The organism is Sphingomonas sp. GW821-FHT10F11, from assembly GCF_058809095.1.
Genome location: NZ_JBXASH010000015.1, coordinates 58,789 through 74,232, shown reverse-complemented (window position 1 = coordinate 74,232; position 15,444 = coordinate 58,789). Strand labels below are relative to the sequence as shown.

Genomic DNA, 15,444 nt, shown 5'->3' with positions numbered 1-15,444 from the left:
GACAGCTGAAGCTTCGCAACCTCAGTCTGCTCGGACAGAACCGGATGAACAACCTATCGAAAGATCACACCTAGGCAGGTCACTTGCGTCTCCACTGATTTCGTCAAATTGTATAATCTATGTGGACATGTCAATTAAGCGTTGGACGGCACTCGTTGCGTAAAGTTACATCTGCTCAATGATCCGTGCTCTCGCCTCGCTCGCCCTGCTGTCCCTTGCCGCAGCATCCTCGCCCGCCTTGTCCCGGGCCGACCAATGGTGGGCGGACATCGCCGCCATCGCCGATGACGCGAACGAAGGGCGCGAGACCGGATCGGCCGGCTATCTCCGCGCCGCGGATTATGTCGAGGGCCGGTTGCGTGCGATCGGTCTGACGCCGGCGGGCGACAGGGGTTTCCGGCAGGACGTCGCTTTCGAGGAGCAGCGGGTCGACTATCCCGCTTCGTCGGCGCAATTGATCGGCGCGAAGGGCGAGGTGATCCCGCTCGCGCTCGGCGGGGACATGCTGGTATCGTCGGGCGGCAGCCCGCGCCCGGCGGCGGTCGACGCGCCGCTTGTCTTTATCGGCTATGGACTGAACCTGCCCGACAAGGGGCATGACGACCTTGCCGGCCTCGACCTCAGGGGCAAGATCGCCGTCGCTATCGCCGGCGGACCGGGCGACATTCCCGGGCCGGTCAAGGCGAGCAACCGATCCGACCGGACCGCCTTCCTCGGCAAGGCAGGTGCGGTGGGGCTGATCACGCTGACCCCGCCCAAGCAGGTCGAGATTCCGTGGGAGCGACAGAAGCTGCTGTCGCCTGCGCCGGGCATGTATCTGGCGGATGGGCCGTTGCGCGATACACCGAACGGTTTCCTCACCGCGAGCTTCGATCCCGCGCAGAGCGAAAGGCTGTTCGCCGGCACCGGCCACAGCTTCGCCGAACTGGCGGCTGCTTCGGACCAGTCCGGCAAGGTGCCGACCTTCGAGCTGCCCTTGCGGCTCAAGGCCTCGATCGTCACGCACCGGCGCCTGTTGTCCTCGCCGAACATCGTCGCGACGCTGGAAGGCTCGGACCCCGTGCTCGCGAAGGAATATGTCGTCATCTCGGCGCATCTCGACCATATCGGCATCGGTGCGCCGATCGATGGAGACCGCATCTATAACGGCGCGATGGACGATGCCTCGGGCGTGGCGACGGTGCTCGACATCGCTTCGCGTCTCAAGGCCGGGCCGCGACCGAAACGATCCTTCATCTTCGCGATCGTGACGGCGGAGGAAAAGGGGCTGCTTGGCTCGGGCTATTTCGCGCGCCGGCCGACCGTGCCTGCCGGATCGATCGTCGCCGATCTCAATTTCGACATGCCGCTGCCGTTGTGGAAGCTGGAAACGGTGCTGGTGCAGGGCGACCAGGAGAGCAGCCTGGGCGACCCCGCGCGGTCGGTGGCCGCGCGGCACGGCCTGTCGCTGATCCCGGATCCGCTGCCCAACCGCAACAGCTTCACCCGTACCGATCAATATGCGTTCGTGCGGGCGGGCATCCCGTCGCTCGCCTTCAAGTTCGGTTTCCCGCCGGGCAGCAAGGCATTCGAGATTGAGCATGACTGGCGCGCCAACCGCTATCATTCGCCGAGCGACGATCTGAACCAGCCCGGCGTGCTGCGCGAGGAAGCGATCCGGCTGGACGATTATGTCGCGGCGCTGGCGGTGGAGATCGCCAACGATCAGGTGCGGCCGCGCTGGTTGCCGACGAGCGTCTTTGCGAAATTTGCAACGCAATGAGGGGCGGGTTGGAGCGTCGAAATTCCCTGTTCCGCGTCGATTAACCGGGAAATTATCAGGGAATTTCTTTTTTCTTGTCCTGTTTCAGGTGATTCTGGTCCATAATTTCTATTATATATTAGCGGCTTAATGGCGAATTCCCTGTTACGGAATAACAGGGAATTTCCCGCCTGGAATAGGGAACGGCGTCGTCGAGGACCTGGCCGTTCATGAGAAGGAGCGGGACCTGAGCCGAAGCATCCGGTCCGATGGCATGCTGCAACGATTCGGACGCAGGTTGAATCGATCGGCTACCAACCCCCGTTCGTCTCGAGTGCTATCGAGCCCGTCGAGATGGCGTATCGAGGGAAAGGCGTCACCTGCTCCAACGGTGCCTCGATACGGGCCCTCGATACGGCTTCCTCTACTCGGCACGAACGGCGGTGGCAGGATTGGGCGCAAACGGAAGGGGCGACTCAGGTGGCGACTGGCGCGCTCAGCGACATGTTCAGCCTGGCCCGGCGGGGTTGCGCCGCGCGGCGCATGTCGGCGGATATGGAGGATTAACGCGCCTTGCGCTCGTCGAGCGAGAGTTCGGAGGTCGGCTTGCCGGAAATGAAGGTCTTCATCCGGTCGCGGAATTCGTCGGAATGGAGATAGGCGAACTCCTCGGCGCGGTCGGCGTCGCCGGCGCGGATCGCGTCGATCATTTCCTGATGCTGCGCGACGACCACGTCATAGTCGGCCAGGCTCACATCGTTCTGGCGGAAGGCGAGCAGCGAGAGGCGCATCACGCCGCGCTGCATCTTCGAGCAGTCGGCAGCCATATACTGATTGCCGCACGCCTGGTTGATCGCATCGTGGAAGGCCCAGTTGGTTTCAACCACCAACCGGGGATCGCCCGTCTCCCAGGCGGCGGCGAATTCGCTGTTGGCGCGTTCCAGCGCGACGAGATGGTGCGGCAGACGGCGCTGCGCGGCCCAGCGTGTCGTCGCGCGCTCGTACAGTTCCAGCGTCTCGATCAGTTGCGGCATCTGGTCGAAATCGAGCGGCGCCACCCGCGCGCCGCGATTGGGCGCGAGCACGACGAGGCTGTCGGCGGCGAGCCGGATCAGCGCCTCGCGGATCGGGGTGCGCGAAAAGCCGAGCTCGCGGCTGAACTGCACTTCGTCGAGTTCTGCATTGGGGGGGAGCTTGAGGCTCAGTATCTGCTCACGCAGCAGCGAATAGACGCGCTGGCCGCTCGATTGCCGGACCTCGTCCTCGCTTGCGTCTTCGATCTCGGTCGCTTCAACGGCCTTTTTCTTCGCCATCCCTGAGCCCCCTCAACCAACCCGGACGAATGACACCAGCCTTGAGATGAAGCGGGCGCCCTCTTCCATCTGGCTGAGTTCGATGAACTCGTCCGGTCGATGTGCCTGCGTTATCGATCCCGAGCCGCATATGACAGTGGAAAGGCCGGCGTGCTGGAGCTGCCCGGCCTCGGCACCGTAGGAAACAGCCGTGCCCCGGGGGTATTCGCGCCGCTCAGCATCGCCGAGAGCTGTTCGGGCGCGCCTTCCGGCTCACGGCGGCCGGCTGGGCGCTCGCCATCTGGGCGTAAGGGCGGGGCTTCGCCTCCGAAACGCCCGGCGATCCTGGAGCAGGCCGATCGCGATCTCGACATCGCGCGTACCATTTGTCTGATTGCAGCCGGCAACCTGGCCTCGGCCCGCCTCGCCGAACGGTACCGCTATCGCCCGATCGGTGCGATGGATCTGGCGAGCGGCCCGGTCGGGCTCTTCGAAAGACTGCGATGATGGCTGGCGGCCAACGCGCACACGCACGATCGTTCGCGCCAGGATTCGAAACCAGATCCCTCCAAAACGGGACGGCGCGCCGTGGTCAGGGATGCGGTATCCGGGCCTCGACAAGACGCGTGAAGGCATCGAGCGTGCAGGCGCGTGCCGCCGTGGAATTTCCACATGCGGGGATCGGCAAATATTGGCGAAATGCCGCTTCGCCGCCGCTCAGCCTGACCTGCCGCCTCAGTTGGTCCATGGTCTGAGCACGGTAGAAAGCGCGGACATAGCGATGGCCGGCCCCGTCCCGCAGCAATTCGAAACCAAGCGCGCTTCCGGGCGGCACATCGTCGGCCGGGTAGCTCGGCACGTGCCAGTGCGTCTGCATGAAGCCGCCGAGGTCGGCGATATTGGTGTCGTGGCCGGCGAGCAGCGTCAGCCTGGCCCCGTCCGGCACGGTCAATGCGGTGACGATCGCCTTCGCAATCGGCGCTCCGGCGGCGCTGGCGATATAGTCCGGACGGTTGGAATATTTGAACTTCAGCGGGTGGAAGCGCAGCAAGCGCTCGATCTGGGGGCGGGTGATGCGGCCCCAGCCGACATCCTTCATCGGCATCCCCTCGAGATATTCCAGCAGAAAGGTCTGGCTCGCGGTCGAGCCCAGGTCGACCGGCCCCTCGAGATCCGGACGGTCATGCGGCGCGGCGACCAGCATATTGGGCTCGGTCAGCAACGGGCAGGGCGCCGTGCAGCCCAGCACGGTCCCAAGCAGCTTGAGGTCGGCGCCATAAGCGCGGGCTTCGGCGGCGAGCCCACCGTTCGGCGCGCGCGCCAGCGACTCGCGGTGCGCGCGCGCGCCGTCGAACCAGGCCGGCTTGTCGTCCATGCCGTGAAAGATCGGATCGGACTCGTTCTCACCGGGATGCGCCACGGTGGCGGTGCAGCCCGGCATGAAGCCCTCGGCCCAGCTCTCCGCGGTCCGAATCGCGCGCTGCTTGGCGCTGGCGGTCAGCGAGATCGTTCCGGGTGCGGGGCATCCAGCGCCGAACAGGCCGCGCGCGACATAATAACTGCGATCCGCCTCGCCCAGCAGTCGGGCGCCGGCGGCACCGCGCGGCGTCAGCAGGCCATAATCGACCGGCCAGCTCGGCCAGGTTTCCGGCGAATAGCGAGGTGGGACCGGATTGGCCTTGGTCGGCGGCCGGATGCCATGGCGCATCACCATCACCACACGTTCCAGCTTGAGCGGGGAGGGTTTTGCCACAGGGCGGGCACTCGCCACACCGGGTACAGCGGACAGCATGAGCAGGATGGCGAGGGGTGCGGACTTCATGGGCATTCTCCTGGCGGCACCGTTACGAATCGGTGCAATTTATTTTCCATACTTTGCATTATCAGAATGAAATTTCCAGATCGAAGGCCGCCGAACCAGCCTGGGTGCCTATCCTGGGGGATGTTCGCTGACAGCTGGCTGACGCCTCGGCTCTCCGTAGAACGTACATATCGCTTCCGCCATGCAAGATAAATTCTATTCATATTGCAATATGGAATATTTGTTCGTAATGTCCGAAAGCCGAAAAGATGGGGGTGGGTGAACCTGCATCCGGCGAATGGGGAGGAAATCATGAAGAAGGTTGGAGCTGGTTGCGGACTCTCACTGAGTCGCACATTGGCCGGCGTGAGCGCTGCGGCGCTGGCATTGGCGCTCGCCACGCCGGCCCTGGCGCAGTCTGATCCAGAGACGCTGCCGGAGAAGGACATAGTCGTCACCGGTCAGCGCGCGTCGGACAAGGCATCGCTGCTGAAGAAGCGCGATGCGGACAACACCAGCGAAGTGGTTTCGGCGAACGATGTGGGCAAGCTGCCCGACCAGAATGTCGCGGAGGCCGTGCGCCGCCTGAGCGGCGTCTCGGTCGCGACCGACAAAGGCGAGGGGCGCTACCTCATCATCCGTGGCATCGAGCCCAATCTCGCCAACGTCACGATCAACAACCAGACGGCATCGGCGCCTGAGCCGGAGAACCGCAACGTCAAGCTCGACGACATCCCCTCCGGGCTGATCGGATCGGTCACCGTCATCAAGACGCTGACGCCGGATCTCGATGCGAACGCGATTGCCGGCCAAGTCGACATCGACACGGTTTCCGCCTTCGACAAGAAACATTTGTTTGCGAGCGCCCGCGCCGTCGGCGGCTTCTATGAGGATACCGACCGTACCGCTCGCGAGGCGGATGCCTCGGTCGGCGGCACCTTCGGCGCCAATCGCCAGTTCGGCCTGGTCATCGCGGGCAATTATTCCAAGCGCCCGTCCTATTCGGAAGACGTGCTCTCGACGAGCCGCCAGCTCGTCAACGGTATCGACCTGCCGGCCGAACTCGACCAGCGCATCTACGACCCCGCGATCCGCACGCGCAAAGGCGCGGTGGCCAATTTCGACTGGCGGCCGTCGGACGATGTCAAGGTCTATGCCCGGCTGCTCTATTCGCAGTTCGGCGACAAGGAGACCCGTAACCGCTTCCGCTTCTTCTTCCCGGCCGACAACAACGCGGCTGACACGACGACGTTGCCACCCGGCTATTCGGCACTCAGCGCGACCGGCGGCACGATCAACTCGACCACGGCGAGGCGTTTGCTGCGCAGTCGCCAGGAGATCACCGACACCACCACCGTCTCTGTCGGCGGCGATTTCAAGCTCGGCATCGGCGAGCTGAAGATCGAGGGCACCCACGCGAAATCGAACAAGAAGGATCCGATCCGCGACGAGATCGAATATCGTGCGGCGGCTTCGACCGGCCTGGGCGCGACCTTTACCAATGGCGATGGCCTGCTCGACAGCTTCACCGCGAACACGGCGGCCCTGAACCCGGCCAATTATCGCCTCAATAATTACAAGCAGGTCTCGCGCCTGGCCGGCGAGACGCTCGATCAGGTTCGGATCGACTTCAAGCTGCCGGTCGATGCGTTGAGCGACGGAAGCTATTTCAAGGCCGGCGCCAAATATCTCAAACGCGACCGGTTCCAGGACCAGACCGGCCGCACCCTGACCGCCGTGTCAGGCACCGCCGGTACCCGCACGATCGCCAACGATCTGGGCGCCGCCACGCCGACCACCTTCGACGGTAGCTTCAGCTTCGGCCCGACGATCGATTTCGCCTCGGCGCAGGGCTTCGTGTTCGCCAATGCGGCCAACCCGGCGCAGTTCACGGTCAACGCCAATGACCAGATCGCGCAGTCCAAGACGTCGGACTATCAGGTCAAGGAGACGGTGACGGCCGGCTATGTCATGGCCAGCATCAAGAGCGGCGGGCTGACCGTGATCCCGGGCGTGCGCCTCGAGCATACCGAGGGCGACACTGCGGCGATCATCTACCGCGCCGGGGTCACCACTCTCGCCAGTACCTATGACTCGTTCGGCCATTATTCCTACACCGACCTCTTCCCCGGCGTGAACGTGAAATATGAGGTAACGCGCAACCTGCAGGCGCGCGCGGCGATCACCACTGCGATTGGCCGCCCACCCTTCGTCAACCTGGCGCCGACCGTGACGGTCGATGCGCCGTCCAATACCGTCACCCAGGGCAATCCCAACCTCAAGCCGCAGCGCTCGCTCAACCTCGATGCCGGGCTGGAATATTATTTCGGCAGCGAAGGCGGAATGTCGGTCGCGGTGTTCTACAAGCGGATCAAGGATCCGATCTTCTCAACCACGATGACCGGGCAGACCGGAACCTTTGGTGGTGTCCCACTGACCAATGCGATCGTCAATTCGTTCGGCAACGGCAACAAGGGAACGTTGAAGGGCGTCGAGTTCGCATTCCAGAAGCCGCTCACCTTCCTGCCGTCGCCGCTGGACGGCTTCGGCATCAACGCGAACCTCACGCTGAGCGAGAGCGACCTCAAAGTGCCCGGGCGGACGGTGAAGACGCCGTTGCTCGGCCAGGCAAAGACGATCGCGAGCGGTCAGCTCTATTACGAGAAATATGGCGTGTCGGCCCGGGTCGCAGTGTCTTACCGTTCCGCCTATCTCGACACCGACGGTGGCCTGAACGTCGCGGACCCCACCGCGAACTCGGATGGCTATTTCGGCTCGATCACGACCATCGACGCACGGATCGGCTATCGTTTCATCAAATATGCCGAGATATTCGTCGAGGGCACGAACCTGACCGACGCGCAGGATTATTATTATTTCGCGAGTGCGAACCGGTTCCGAGAGGCCGAGAAATATGGCCGGTCGATGCGGGTCGGCATCACCCTGACCTACTGAAAGAAAAGGGACGGCCGCGAAAACGGCCGCCTCTTTTTACTCCTCTTGAAGGGCCGGGTCGCGAGACCCGGCCCTTTTCATGTCAGAGCAGAACTCGCTCGCCGCTGGCTGCGGAGCGGGCAGCCGCCTCGGCCAGCGCCAGGGCGCGAACGCCGTCGCGATAGCCGATCAGCGGCGCCTTTCCCTCGATGACATCCGCGAAATGCTCGCTCTCCCGCGCGTAGGCGACCGCATAGCGATCGAGGAAGAAGTTCTGGAAGCGGTCGGCCGCGGCGCCGTTCTCCGTCCAGGTCTCGACCGTGGATTCGAGCTGGTTCTGTGCGCGGATCATGCCCTTCGCGCCGAACGCCTCGATCCGCTGGTCATAGCCGTATCCGCTGCGGCGGCTGCTCGAGATGACGCACAGCCTGCCCGACGCGGTGCGCAGGATCGTCTTGGCGGTGTCGGCGTCGCCGGCCTCGCCGATCGCCGGATCAATCAGCACCGAGCTGCTGGAGAAGACCTCGACCGGCTCCTCGCCGAGCAGCCAGCGCGCCATGTCGAAATCATGGATCACCATGTCCTTGAAGATGCCGCCAGAAACCTTGACATAGTCGACCGGCGGCGGCGCCGGATCATGGCTGATGATGTGCAGGCTCTCCAGCGCGCCGACTTCGCCGCCGGCGAGCCGGGCCTGCAACGCCGCGAAATTGGGGTCGAAGCGGCGATTGAAGGCGAGGAAGAGCCTGGCATCGAGCGCCGCGAGCCGCTCGGCGGCGGCGGTGGCGCGCGCCAGATCCTGGTCGAGCGGCTTTTCGCAGAACACGGCCTTGCCCGCCTCCGCCGCGGCCAGGCTGTAGTCGAGATGCGTGTCGGTCGAGCTGGCGACGATGACGCCCTTGATCGAGTCATCAGCCAGAACCTCCTCCAGCGTGGACTCGACCGCGCCGTATCGGGTGGCCAGCGTGGCGGCGGCGCCTGGGAACGGATCCACGACACGCGCGAGGCGCAGGCGCGGGTTGGCGGCGGCATGGGCTGCGTGGATCTTTCCGATCCGGCCGGCGCCGATCAAGGCGATATCGTGCATCCTGACTCTTTCCGAAATGAAGTTTCCAATAATTCCACTCATGGAACTGGCATTCTTTAGCGCAACCGTGCGGCCTGTGCGATAGTTGCGTTCCAAAAATCGAACAGATATTCCGACTCCAGCAATAGAGAGATAAGCCGCAATGTCCGATGGATCGATCGCCCCAGCCACCGCCGAGCAATTGCGGGCCGAGATCGTGCGGCGCTACGAGACGCTGAGCAAGCGGTTGAAACAGATCGCGCGCTATATTCTCGATGAGCCCAACGATATCGCGCTCGAGACACTCGCGGTGATCGCCGCGCGGTGCGGCGTGCAGCCCTCGGCGATCGTGCGCTTCGCCAAGAGCTTCGGCTTCGAGGGCGCAAGCCAGATGCAGCGGCTGTTCCGCGACGGGCTGCTCAGCAACAATGCCGCGCTGGGCTATTCGGAGCGTGTGCGCCAGCTCGATGAGGCGACCAGCGCCTCGGGCGCCGAGCCGGCCAACCTGCTGGCGGAATTCGTCGAGGGCAATACGCTGGCGCTGCAGAATCTGCTGCAGACCGTCGGCGCGGCGGACATGAAGGCAGCGGTCGATGCGATCGCGGGTGCCTCCACCGTGTATGTCGTCGGCTTCCGCCGGTCCTTCCCGGTCGCGTCCTATCTCGCTTATTCGCTGCTGCAGGCGGGCAAGCGCACCATTTTTATCGACGGGGTCGCCGGCCTAGCGCTGCACCAGGCGCAGACCATGGCCGAGGACGATCTGCTGATCGCGGTCAGCTTCCAGCCCTATTCCGACGAGACCGTCGCGATCGTCAACGCGGTGGTGGCGCGGGGCGGGCGGGTGCTCGCGATCAGCGACAGCCTGGTCAGTCCGGTCGCGAAACCGGCGCAGAACGTGCTGCAGGTACGCGAATCGGAGGTGCGCAAGTTCCGCTCCCTGTCGGCGTCGATGTGCCTTGCCCAGGCGCTCGTCATCAATTTCGCGTTCGAGGCGACCCGTCAGGCCGGGCCGAAAAAGCGTTCCAAAACGAAGTAGCTGAACGAAACAGACATTCCGGACCGCTTTCGTATGAAACAGATGTTGCAAATGGAACGCCGATAGAATAGGCGTTTCAGACCACGGAGAGGCGGTCTGAAAAGCACATGGCGCAAGGTAATCGGGAATCGGGCGGGGAACGCCGGCTTGATCTCATCACGGTCGGCCGCGCCGGTATCGACCTGTATGGCGAGCAGATCGGCGGGCGGCTCGAGGATATGGCCAGCTTCGCCAAATATATTGGCGGCAGCCCGACCAACACGGCGATCGGCGCCTCGCGGCTGGGCCTGCGCGCGGGGTTGCTGACTCGGGTCGGCGACGATCATTTCGGGCGATTCATCCGCGAGGAACTGGTGCGCGAGGGCGTCGCGACCGACGGCGTGCGGACCGATCCCGACCGGCTGACCGCGCTCGCGATCCTCGGTATCCGCGATCCCGACACCTTTCCGCTGATCTTCTACCGCGAGAATTGCGCCGACATGGCGATCGATGTGGCGGACGTCGATCCGGCCTTCATCGCTTCGTCCGGCGCGCTGCTGGTCAATGGCACGCATCTGTCGCAGCCGGGGGTGTTCGCGGCGAGCATGAAGGCGGCCGAACTGATGAAGGCTCAGGGCGGCCGTGTGATCTTCGACATCGATTACCGCCCCGTGCTGTGGGGCCTGGCCGGCAAGGCGAACGGCGAGGACCGGTTCGTCGAGAGCGAGGCCGTCACCCGCGAGCTGCAGCGCGTGCTGCCCTTGTGCGACCTGATCGTCGGCACCGAGGAGGAAGTGCATATCCTGGGCGGCACCACCGATACGGTGGCGGCACTGCGCGTGATCCGCGCGCGGACCGATGCGCTGCTGGTGTGCAAGCGCGGCGCCGCCGGCTGCGTGGCGTTCCCGGATGCCGTGCCGGACGACCTTGCCGTGGGCGTGGTGGGCCGCGGCTTCCTGATCGAGGTGTTCAACGTGCTCGGCGCGGGCGATGCCTTCATGGCGGGGTTCCTGCGCGGCTGGCTGCGCGGCATGCCGATCGAGCGCTGTTGCGAGATCGCCAATGCCTGCGGGGCGATCGTCGTGTCGCGCCATGGCTGCGCGCCGGCGATGCCGTCCTGGGACGAGTTGCAGGTCTTCCTCGCCGGCGCGACCTGGCCGTTCCGCCTGCGCGAGAGCGCCGAGCTGGAACAGCTTCACTGGTCGACCAACCGGCACGGCGAGCATGGCGACATGACCGTGCTCGCGATCGACCATCGCAGTCAGTTCGACGACATGATCGCCGCTCTCGGCACCGGTAATGCTGAGCAGGTCATGCATTTCAAGAATCTCGCGCTGAAGGCGGTGCACCGACTGGCCGGTGGCGATTCGCGCTTCGGCATGCTGCTCGACGGGCGCTTCGGCGCGCGTGCGCTCGAGGCCGCGGCCGACTTGCCATACTGGATCGGACGGCCGATCGAACTGCCCGGATCGCGCCCGATCGAGTTCGAGGGATCGCACGACGTCGCGGTGACCTTGCGCGACTGGCCGGTCAATCAGGTCGTCAAATGCTTGGTCTTCTATCATCCCGACGACGATGCCGAGATGCGCGCGCGCCAGGACCGGCAGATCCTGCGCCTGTTCGAGGCCTGCCGCGCGACCCGGCACGAATTCCTGCTGGAGATCATCGCGTCGAAGCACGGGCCGGTGGATAGCGACACCAGCGCGCGCGTGATCGATCACGTCTATTCGCTCGGCGTCTATCCGGATTGGTGGAAACTCGAACCCTCTGCCGATGCGGCGACCTGGGCGGCGATCGAGGCGGCGATCCTGCGGCATGATCCGCTGTGCCGGGGCATCGTGCTGCTCGGCCTCTCGGCGCCGCGTGACGAGTTGCTGGCGGGGATCGTCGCCGCGGCACCGTTCCATCTGGTGAAAGGCTTTGCGGTCGGGCGGACCATCTTCCACGACACGGCGACGCGCTGGCTGGCCGGCGAGATCGACGACGACGGCGCGGTGGACGAGCTGGGCGAGAATCTGCGCGTGCTGGCCGATGGCTGGCGCAGCGCGCGCAATGCACGCGAGGCCGCATAATGGGTGAGACGATCCGCTTGACCATGGCCCAAGCCCTGACCCGATATCTGGCGGCGCAGTCGGTGGAGATCGATGGGGAGCATGTGCCCTATTTCGCGGGTGTGTGGGCGATCTTCGGGCACGGTAACGTTGCCGGCATGGGCGAGGCGCTGGCCGGGATGGGCGACGCGCTGCCGACCTTCCGCGCTCATAACGAGCAGGGCATGGCCCATGCCGCGATCGCCTTCGCCAAGGCATCGCGGCGGCAACGGGCAATGGCCTGTACCACCTCGATCGGCCCGGGCGCGACCAACATGGTAACGGCAGCGGCGCTGGCGCATGTCAACCGGCTGCCGGTGCTGTTGCTGCCCGGCGACGTCTATGCCAGCCGCCGGCCCGATCCAGTGCTGCAGCAGATCGAGGATTTCGCCGACGCGACCGTCAGCGCGAACGATTGTTTCCGGCCGGTGTCGCGGCTGTTCGACCGGATCACGCGGCCCGAACAGATCATCGATGCCCTGCCGCGCGCGATGGCGGTGCTGACCGATTCGGCTTTGTGCGGGCCGGTGACCCTGTGCCTGTGCCAGGACGTGCAGGCCGAGGCGTTCGACTATCCCGAGAGCTTCTTTGCGCCCCGCATCTGGCGGCAGCGCCGGGTGCGGCCCGACACGAATGAGCTGGCCGGCCTGGTCGAGGCGATCCGTGCGGCCAAGGCGCCGTTGATCGTCGCGGGCGGCGGCGTGCTCTATTCGGGCGCGACCGAGGCGCTGGCCGATCTCGCGACGCGCACGGGCATCCCGATTGCCGAGACCCAGGCGGGCAAGGGCGCGCTGCGCTGGGATCACCCCCAGGCGCTCGGCAGCATCGGCGTAACCGGCACCAGCGCGGCGAACCGCGCGGCGGAGGCGGCCGATCTGGTGATCGGCGTCGGCACGCGCCTGCAGGATTTCACCACCGGCTCGCGCACGCTGTTTGCCGGCAAGCAGCTCTTCCAGGTCAATGTTGCGCAGCATGATGCAGCAAAGCATCGGGCCGAGCCCGTGCTCGGCGATGCCCGTGCGACACTGGAGGACGTGCGCAAGGCATTGGGCGCCTGGCAGGTTCCGCGCGCATGGCGCCGTGCCAATACCGCCGCGATCGCCGATTGGAACAGGGCCTGGAACGCCGCGACGGCGCCCGGCAATGCCCTTCCGTCGGATGCGCAGGTGATCGGCACGGTGTGGCGCCAGGCGCGCGAGGATGCGGTGGTGGTCTGTGCCGCCGGCGGCCTGCCTGGCGAGCTGCACAAGCTTTGGCGGACAAGCAAGCCGGGCGGCTATCATGTCGAATACGGCTTTTCCTGCATGGGCTATGAGGTCGCGGGCGGCCTCGGCGTGAAGATGGCCGATCCGGCACGCGACGTGTTCGTGATGGTCGGCGACGGCAGCTATCTGATGCTCAATTCGGAACTCGCGACCTCGGTGATGCTCGGGCTCAAGATCACCGTCGTGCTGCTCGACAATCGCGGTTATGGTTGCATCAATCGGCTTCAGCAGGCGACCGGCGGACGGCCGTTCAACAATCTGCTGGCGGATGCGCAGCACGATACGATGCCCGATATCGACTTTGCCGGTCATGCGCGCAGCCTGGGCGCGACAGCCGAGAAAGTGACCGGCATTGCCGAGCTGGAGGCGGCGCTGGCGCGCGCGGTGGAGTCCGACAAAAGCTATGTGATCGTCATCGAAACCGATCCGGTGACGGTGACCGAAGCCGGCGGCCATTGGTGGGACGTGGCCGTGCCCGAAATATCGACGCGGCCCGAAGTGATCGCGGCCCGCCGTGCCTATGAAGCCAAGATTGCTGGAGAGAAGGAATGACGATCCGCTGGGGCGTGAGCCCGATCGCATGGTGCAACGACGACATGAAGGAGCTGGGCGCCGACACCACGCTCGACATGCTGCTGACCGATGTGAAGGAGATCGGCTTCGACGGGGTCGAGCTTGGCAACAAGTTCCCGCGCGATCCCGAGACGCTTGCACCGATCATGGCGCGCTACGGGCTGGATGTGGTCGGCGGCTGGTATTCGTCCAACCTGCTCCGGCACGATGCGGATGCCGAGATCGCGGCGCTGAGCCATCATCTCGCGCTGCTCGACTATATGGAGTCGAGCGTGTTCATCCTCGCCGAGACCTCTAACGCGGTGCATTGCGATCGGTGGGGCAGCCGGCTCGATACGCATCCGGTGCTGGCGCCCGGCGATTGGAAGCAATTCGGCGAGCGGCTGAGCACCGTGGCGCGCTTCATCAACGATCGCGGGCTGCGCTTCGCCTATCACCATCATCTCGGCACTGTGGTCGAGACGAAGGATGAGCTCGAGCGCTTCTTCGATGCTACCGGCGATCATGTCGGGCTGGTGCTTGATACCGGCCATGCAGTCTATGGCGGGATCGAGCCGATCGACGTGATCAAGGCGCGGCCCGAGCGCGTGACTCATGTCCATTGCAAGGACGTGCGCACGGCGAAGCATCGCGACTTCTTCGCTAACGGCACGAGTTTCCTCAACGGCGTGGTCGGCGGCATGTTCACCACTCCCGGCGACGGCGACTATGATTATGCTCCTTTCATGCAGGCGCTGGCCGACATGGACTATTCCGGTTGGATCGTGATCGAGGCGGAGCAGGATCCGGCCGTCGCAAATCCGCGCGAGTATAGCCAGCTTGGGCTCGACACGCTGAAGCGGCTGGCGCGGCAGAGCGAGCTGGTGTGATGTCGCTGCTGGTCCATCCGCATGAGCCCGATGCGAGCGGCGTCGCGCTCGACATCACCCCGGAAAGCGCCGGCTGGCGCTATGTCGGCTTTCGCGTGGTAAAGCTTGCCGCGGGGCAGGCGCATCAGGGCGTGGAACCGGGGCGCGAGGCCTGCCTCGTCATCCTGTCCGGCACCGTGACCGTGACCGCGGGCGGCGATCGTTTCACCGGGCTCGGCGGCCGGCGCAACGTGTTCGAAGGTCCGGCGACCTCGGTCTATCTGCCGGCCGACACCGATTACACGATCGCGGCGATCGGCGCGGCGGAGATCGCAGTGTGCACCGCGCCCGGCTCGGGGGCCGGCAAGGTCCGGGTGATCGCTCAGGGCGATGTCGGCCAGGAGACGCGCGGCACCGGCACCAACACCCGCTATGTCCGCAACATCCTGGACGACAAGGCCGATGCGGAAAGCCTGTTGGTGGTGGAGGTGATCACCCCGGGCGGCCATTGGTCGAGCTATCCGCCGCACAAGCATGACCGCGACGCCTTTCCCGAGGAGACCTTCCTCGAGGAAACCTATTATCACCGGCTCTCGCCGTCGCAGGGCTTCGCCTTCCAGCGCGTCTATACCGACGACCGCTCGATCGACGAGACCATGGCGGTCGAGGATGGCGACGTGGTGATGGTGCCACGCGGCTATCATCCGGTCGGCGCGCCGCATGGCTACGACCTTTATTATCTCAACGTCATGGCGGGGCCGCGGCGCGACTGGGTGTTTGCGAACGACCCGGCGCATGCCTGGATCGTCCGCAAGTAGG

At 65.0% G+C, this 15,444-nt stretch carries 11 protein-coding genes and 1 pseudogene; 8 read left to right on the top strand and 4 right to left on the bottom strand.

Annotated features, from left to right (window positions below):
* Nucleotides 1-178 precede the first annotated feature (178 nt).
* Nucleotides 179-1,762, top strand: a complete 1,584-nt coding sequence (locus AC1RT8_RS24435; RefSeq protein ID WP_493079141.1) for a M28 family metallopeptidase — start codon at nucleotides 179-181, stop codon at nucleotides 1,760-1,762.
* Between the two features lie 542 nt (nucleotides 1,763-2,304).
* Here the strand turns inward: AC1RT8_RS24435 and AC1RT8_RS24430 are convergent.
* Nucleotides 2,305-3,054 (bottom strand): GntR family transcriptional regulator, encoded by a 750-nt coding sequence (locus AC1RT8_RS24430; protein WP_493079139.1) that lies wholly within the window; start codon nucleotides 3,052-3,054, stop codon nucleotides 2,305-2,307.
* 12 nt (nucleotides 3,055-3,066) lie between these two features.
* Nucleotides 3,067-3,201, bottom strand: a pseudogene (locus AC1RT8_RS24425) (acetylornithine deacetylase); the annotation flags it as partial.
* Between the two features lie 3 nt (nucleotides 3,202-3,204).
* Between AC1RT8_RS24425 and AC1RT8_RS24420 the strand changes: the two are divergent.
* Entirely contained in the window at nucleotides 3,205-3,540 is a 336-nt protein-coding gene (locus AC1RT8_RS24420; RefSeq protein ID WP_493079138.1) for a hypothetical protein, read from the top strand.
* A gap of 85 nt (nucleotides 3,541-3,625) precedes the next feature.
* Here AC1RT8_RS24420 and AC1RT8_RS24415 read toward each other — a convergent pair whose 3' ends face one another.
* Nucleotides 3,626-4,855, bottom strand: coding sequence for a histidine-type phosphatase (locus AC1RT8_RS24415; RefSeq protein WP_493079136.1), 1,230 nt, complete (start codon nucleotides 4,853-4,855; stop codon nucleotides 3,626-3,628).
* Nucleotides 4,856-5,146: 291 nt separating this feature from the next.
* Between AC1RT8_RS24415 and AC1RT8_RS24410 the strand changes: the two genes are divergently transcribed.
* The gene (locus AC1RT8_RS24410) at nucleotides 5,147-7,789 is read left to right on the top strand and encodes a TonB-dependent receptor (RefSeq protein WP_493079135.1); all 2,643 of its coding nucleotides are present in this window, start codon (nucleotides 5,147-5,149) and stop codon (nucleotides 7,787-7,789) included.
* Between the two features lie 82 nt (nucleotides 7,790-7,871).
* On the opposite strand, the gene iolG is transcribed toward AC1RT8_RS24410, so the two are convergent.
* Nucleotides 7,872-8,855, bottom strand: coding sequence for an inositol 2-dehydrogenase (gene iolG / locus AC1RT8_RS24405; protein ID WP_493079134.1), 984 nt, complete (start codon nucleotides 8,853-8,855; stop codon nucleotides 7,872-7,874).
* A 142-nt stretch (nucleotides 8,856-8,997) separates the two neighbouring features.
* On the opposite strand from iolG, the gene AC1RT8_RS24400 reads away from it, so the two are divergent.
* The 5 genes from AC1RT8_RS24400 to iolB all read left to right on the top strand — a co-directional run bounded on the left by AC1RT8_RS24400 (nucleotide 8,998) and on the right by iolB (nucleotide 15,443).
* Nucleotides 8,998-9,870: a MurR/RpiR family transcriptional regulator gene (locus tag AC1RT8_RS24400; RefSeq protein ID WP_493079133.1), complete on the top strand. Its 873-nt coding sequence runs from the start codon at nucleotides 8,998-9,000 to the stop codon at nucleotides 9,868-9,870.
* Nucleotides 9,871-9,977: 107 nt separating this feature from the next.
* Nucleotides 9,978-11,921, top strand: coding sequence for a bifunctional 5-dehydro-2-deoxygluconokinase/5-dehydro-2-deoxyphosphogluconate aldolase (locus AC1RT8_RS24395; protein WP_493079131.1), 1,944 nt, complete (start codon nucleotides 9,978-9,980; stop codon nucleotides 11,919-11,921).
* A complete protein-coding gene (gene iolD, locus AC1RT8_RS24390) occupies nucleotides 11,921-13,756 on the top strand; it encodes a 3D-(3,5/4)-trihydroxycyclohexane-1,2-dione acylhydrolase (decyclizing) (RefSeq protein ID WP_493079129.1) in 1,836 nt (611 codons plus the stop codon). The genes AC1RT8_RS24395 and iolD overlap by 1 nt, the downstream gene beginning before the upstream one ends.
* The gene (gene iolE, locus AC1RT8_RS24385; protein ID WP_493079128.1) at nucleotides 13,753-14,646 is read left to right on the top strand and encodes a myo-inosose-2 dehydratase; all 894 of its coding nucleotides are present in this window, start codon (nucleotides 13,753-13,755) and stop codon (nucleotides 14,644-14,646) included. The genes iolD and iolE overlap by 4 nt, the downstream gene beginning before the upstream one ends.
* Nucleotides 14,646-15,443, top strand: a complete 798-nt coding sequence (iolB, locus tag AC1RT8_RS24380; RefSeq protein ID WP_493079126.1) for a 5-deoxy-glucuronate isomerase — start codon at nucleotides 14,646-14,648, stop codon at nucleotides 15,441-15,443. Before iolE ends, iolB begins: the two co-directional genes overlap by 1 nt.
* Nucleotide 15,444: the final 1 nt, after the last annotated feature.

Bases quoted from the DNA above. Each gene is read 5' to 3' on its own strand.
- AC1RT8_RS24435 (WP_493079141.1), top strand. From the start codon at position 179: ATGATCCGTGCTCTCGCCTCGCTCGCCCTGCTGTCCCTTGCCGCAGCA.
- AC1RT8_RS24430 (WP_493079139.1), bottom strand. From the start codon at position 3,054: ATGGCGAAGAAAAAGGCCGTTGAAGCGACCGAGATCGAAGACGCAAGC.
- AC1RT8_RS24415 (WP_493079136.1), bottom strand. From the start codon at position 4,855: ATGAAGTCCGCACCCCTCGCCATCCTGCTCATGCTGTCCGCTGTACCC.
- AC1RT8_RS24410 (WP_493079135.1), top strand. From the start codon at position 5,147: ATGAAGAAGGTTGGAGCTGGTTGCGGACTCTCACTGAGTCGCACATTG.
- iolG (WP_493079134.1), bottom strand. From the start codon at position 8,855: ATGCACGATATCGCCTTGATCGGCGCCGGCCGGATCGGAAAGATCCAC.
- AC1RT8_RS24400 (WP_493079133.1), top strand. From the start codon at position 8,998: ATGTCCGATGGATCGATCGCCCCAGCCACCGCCGAGCAATTGCGGGCC.
- AC1RT8_RS24395 (WP_493079131.1), top strand. From the start codon at position 9,978: ATGGCGCAAGGTAATCGGGAATCGGGCGGGGAACGCCGGCTTGATCTC.
- iolD (WP_493079129.1), top strand. From the start codon at position 11,921: ATGGGTGAGACGATCCGCTTGACCATGGCCCAAGCCCTGACCCGATAT.
- iolE (WP_493079128.1), top strand. From the start codon at position 13,753: ATGACGATCCGCTGGGGCGTGAGCCCGATCGCATGGTGCAACGACGAC.
- iolB (WP_493079126.1), top strand. From the start codon at position 14,646: ATGTCGCTGCTGGTCCATCCGCATGAGCCCGATGCGAGCGGCGTCGCG.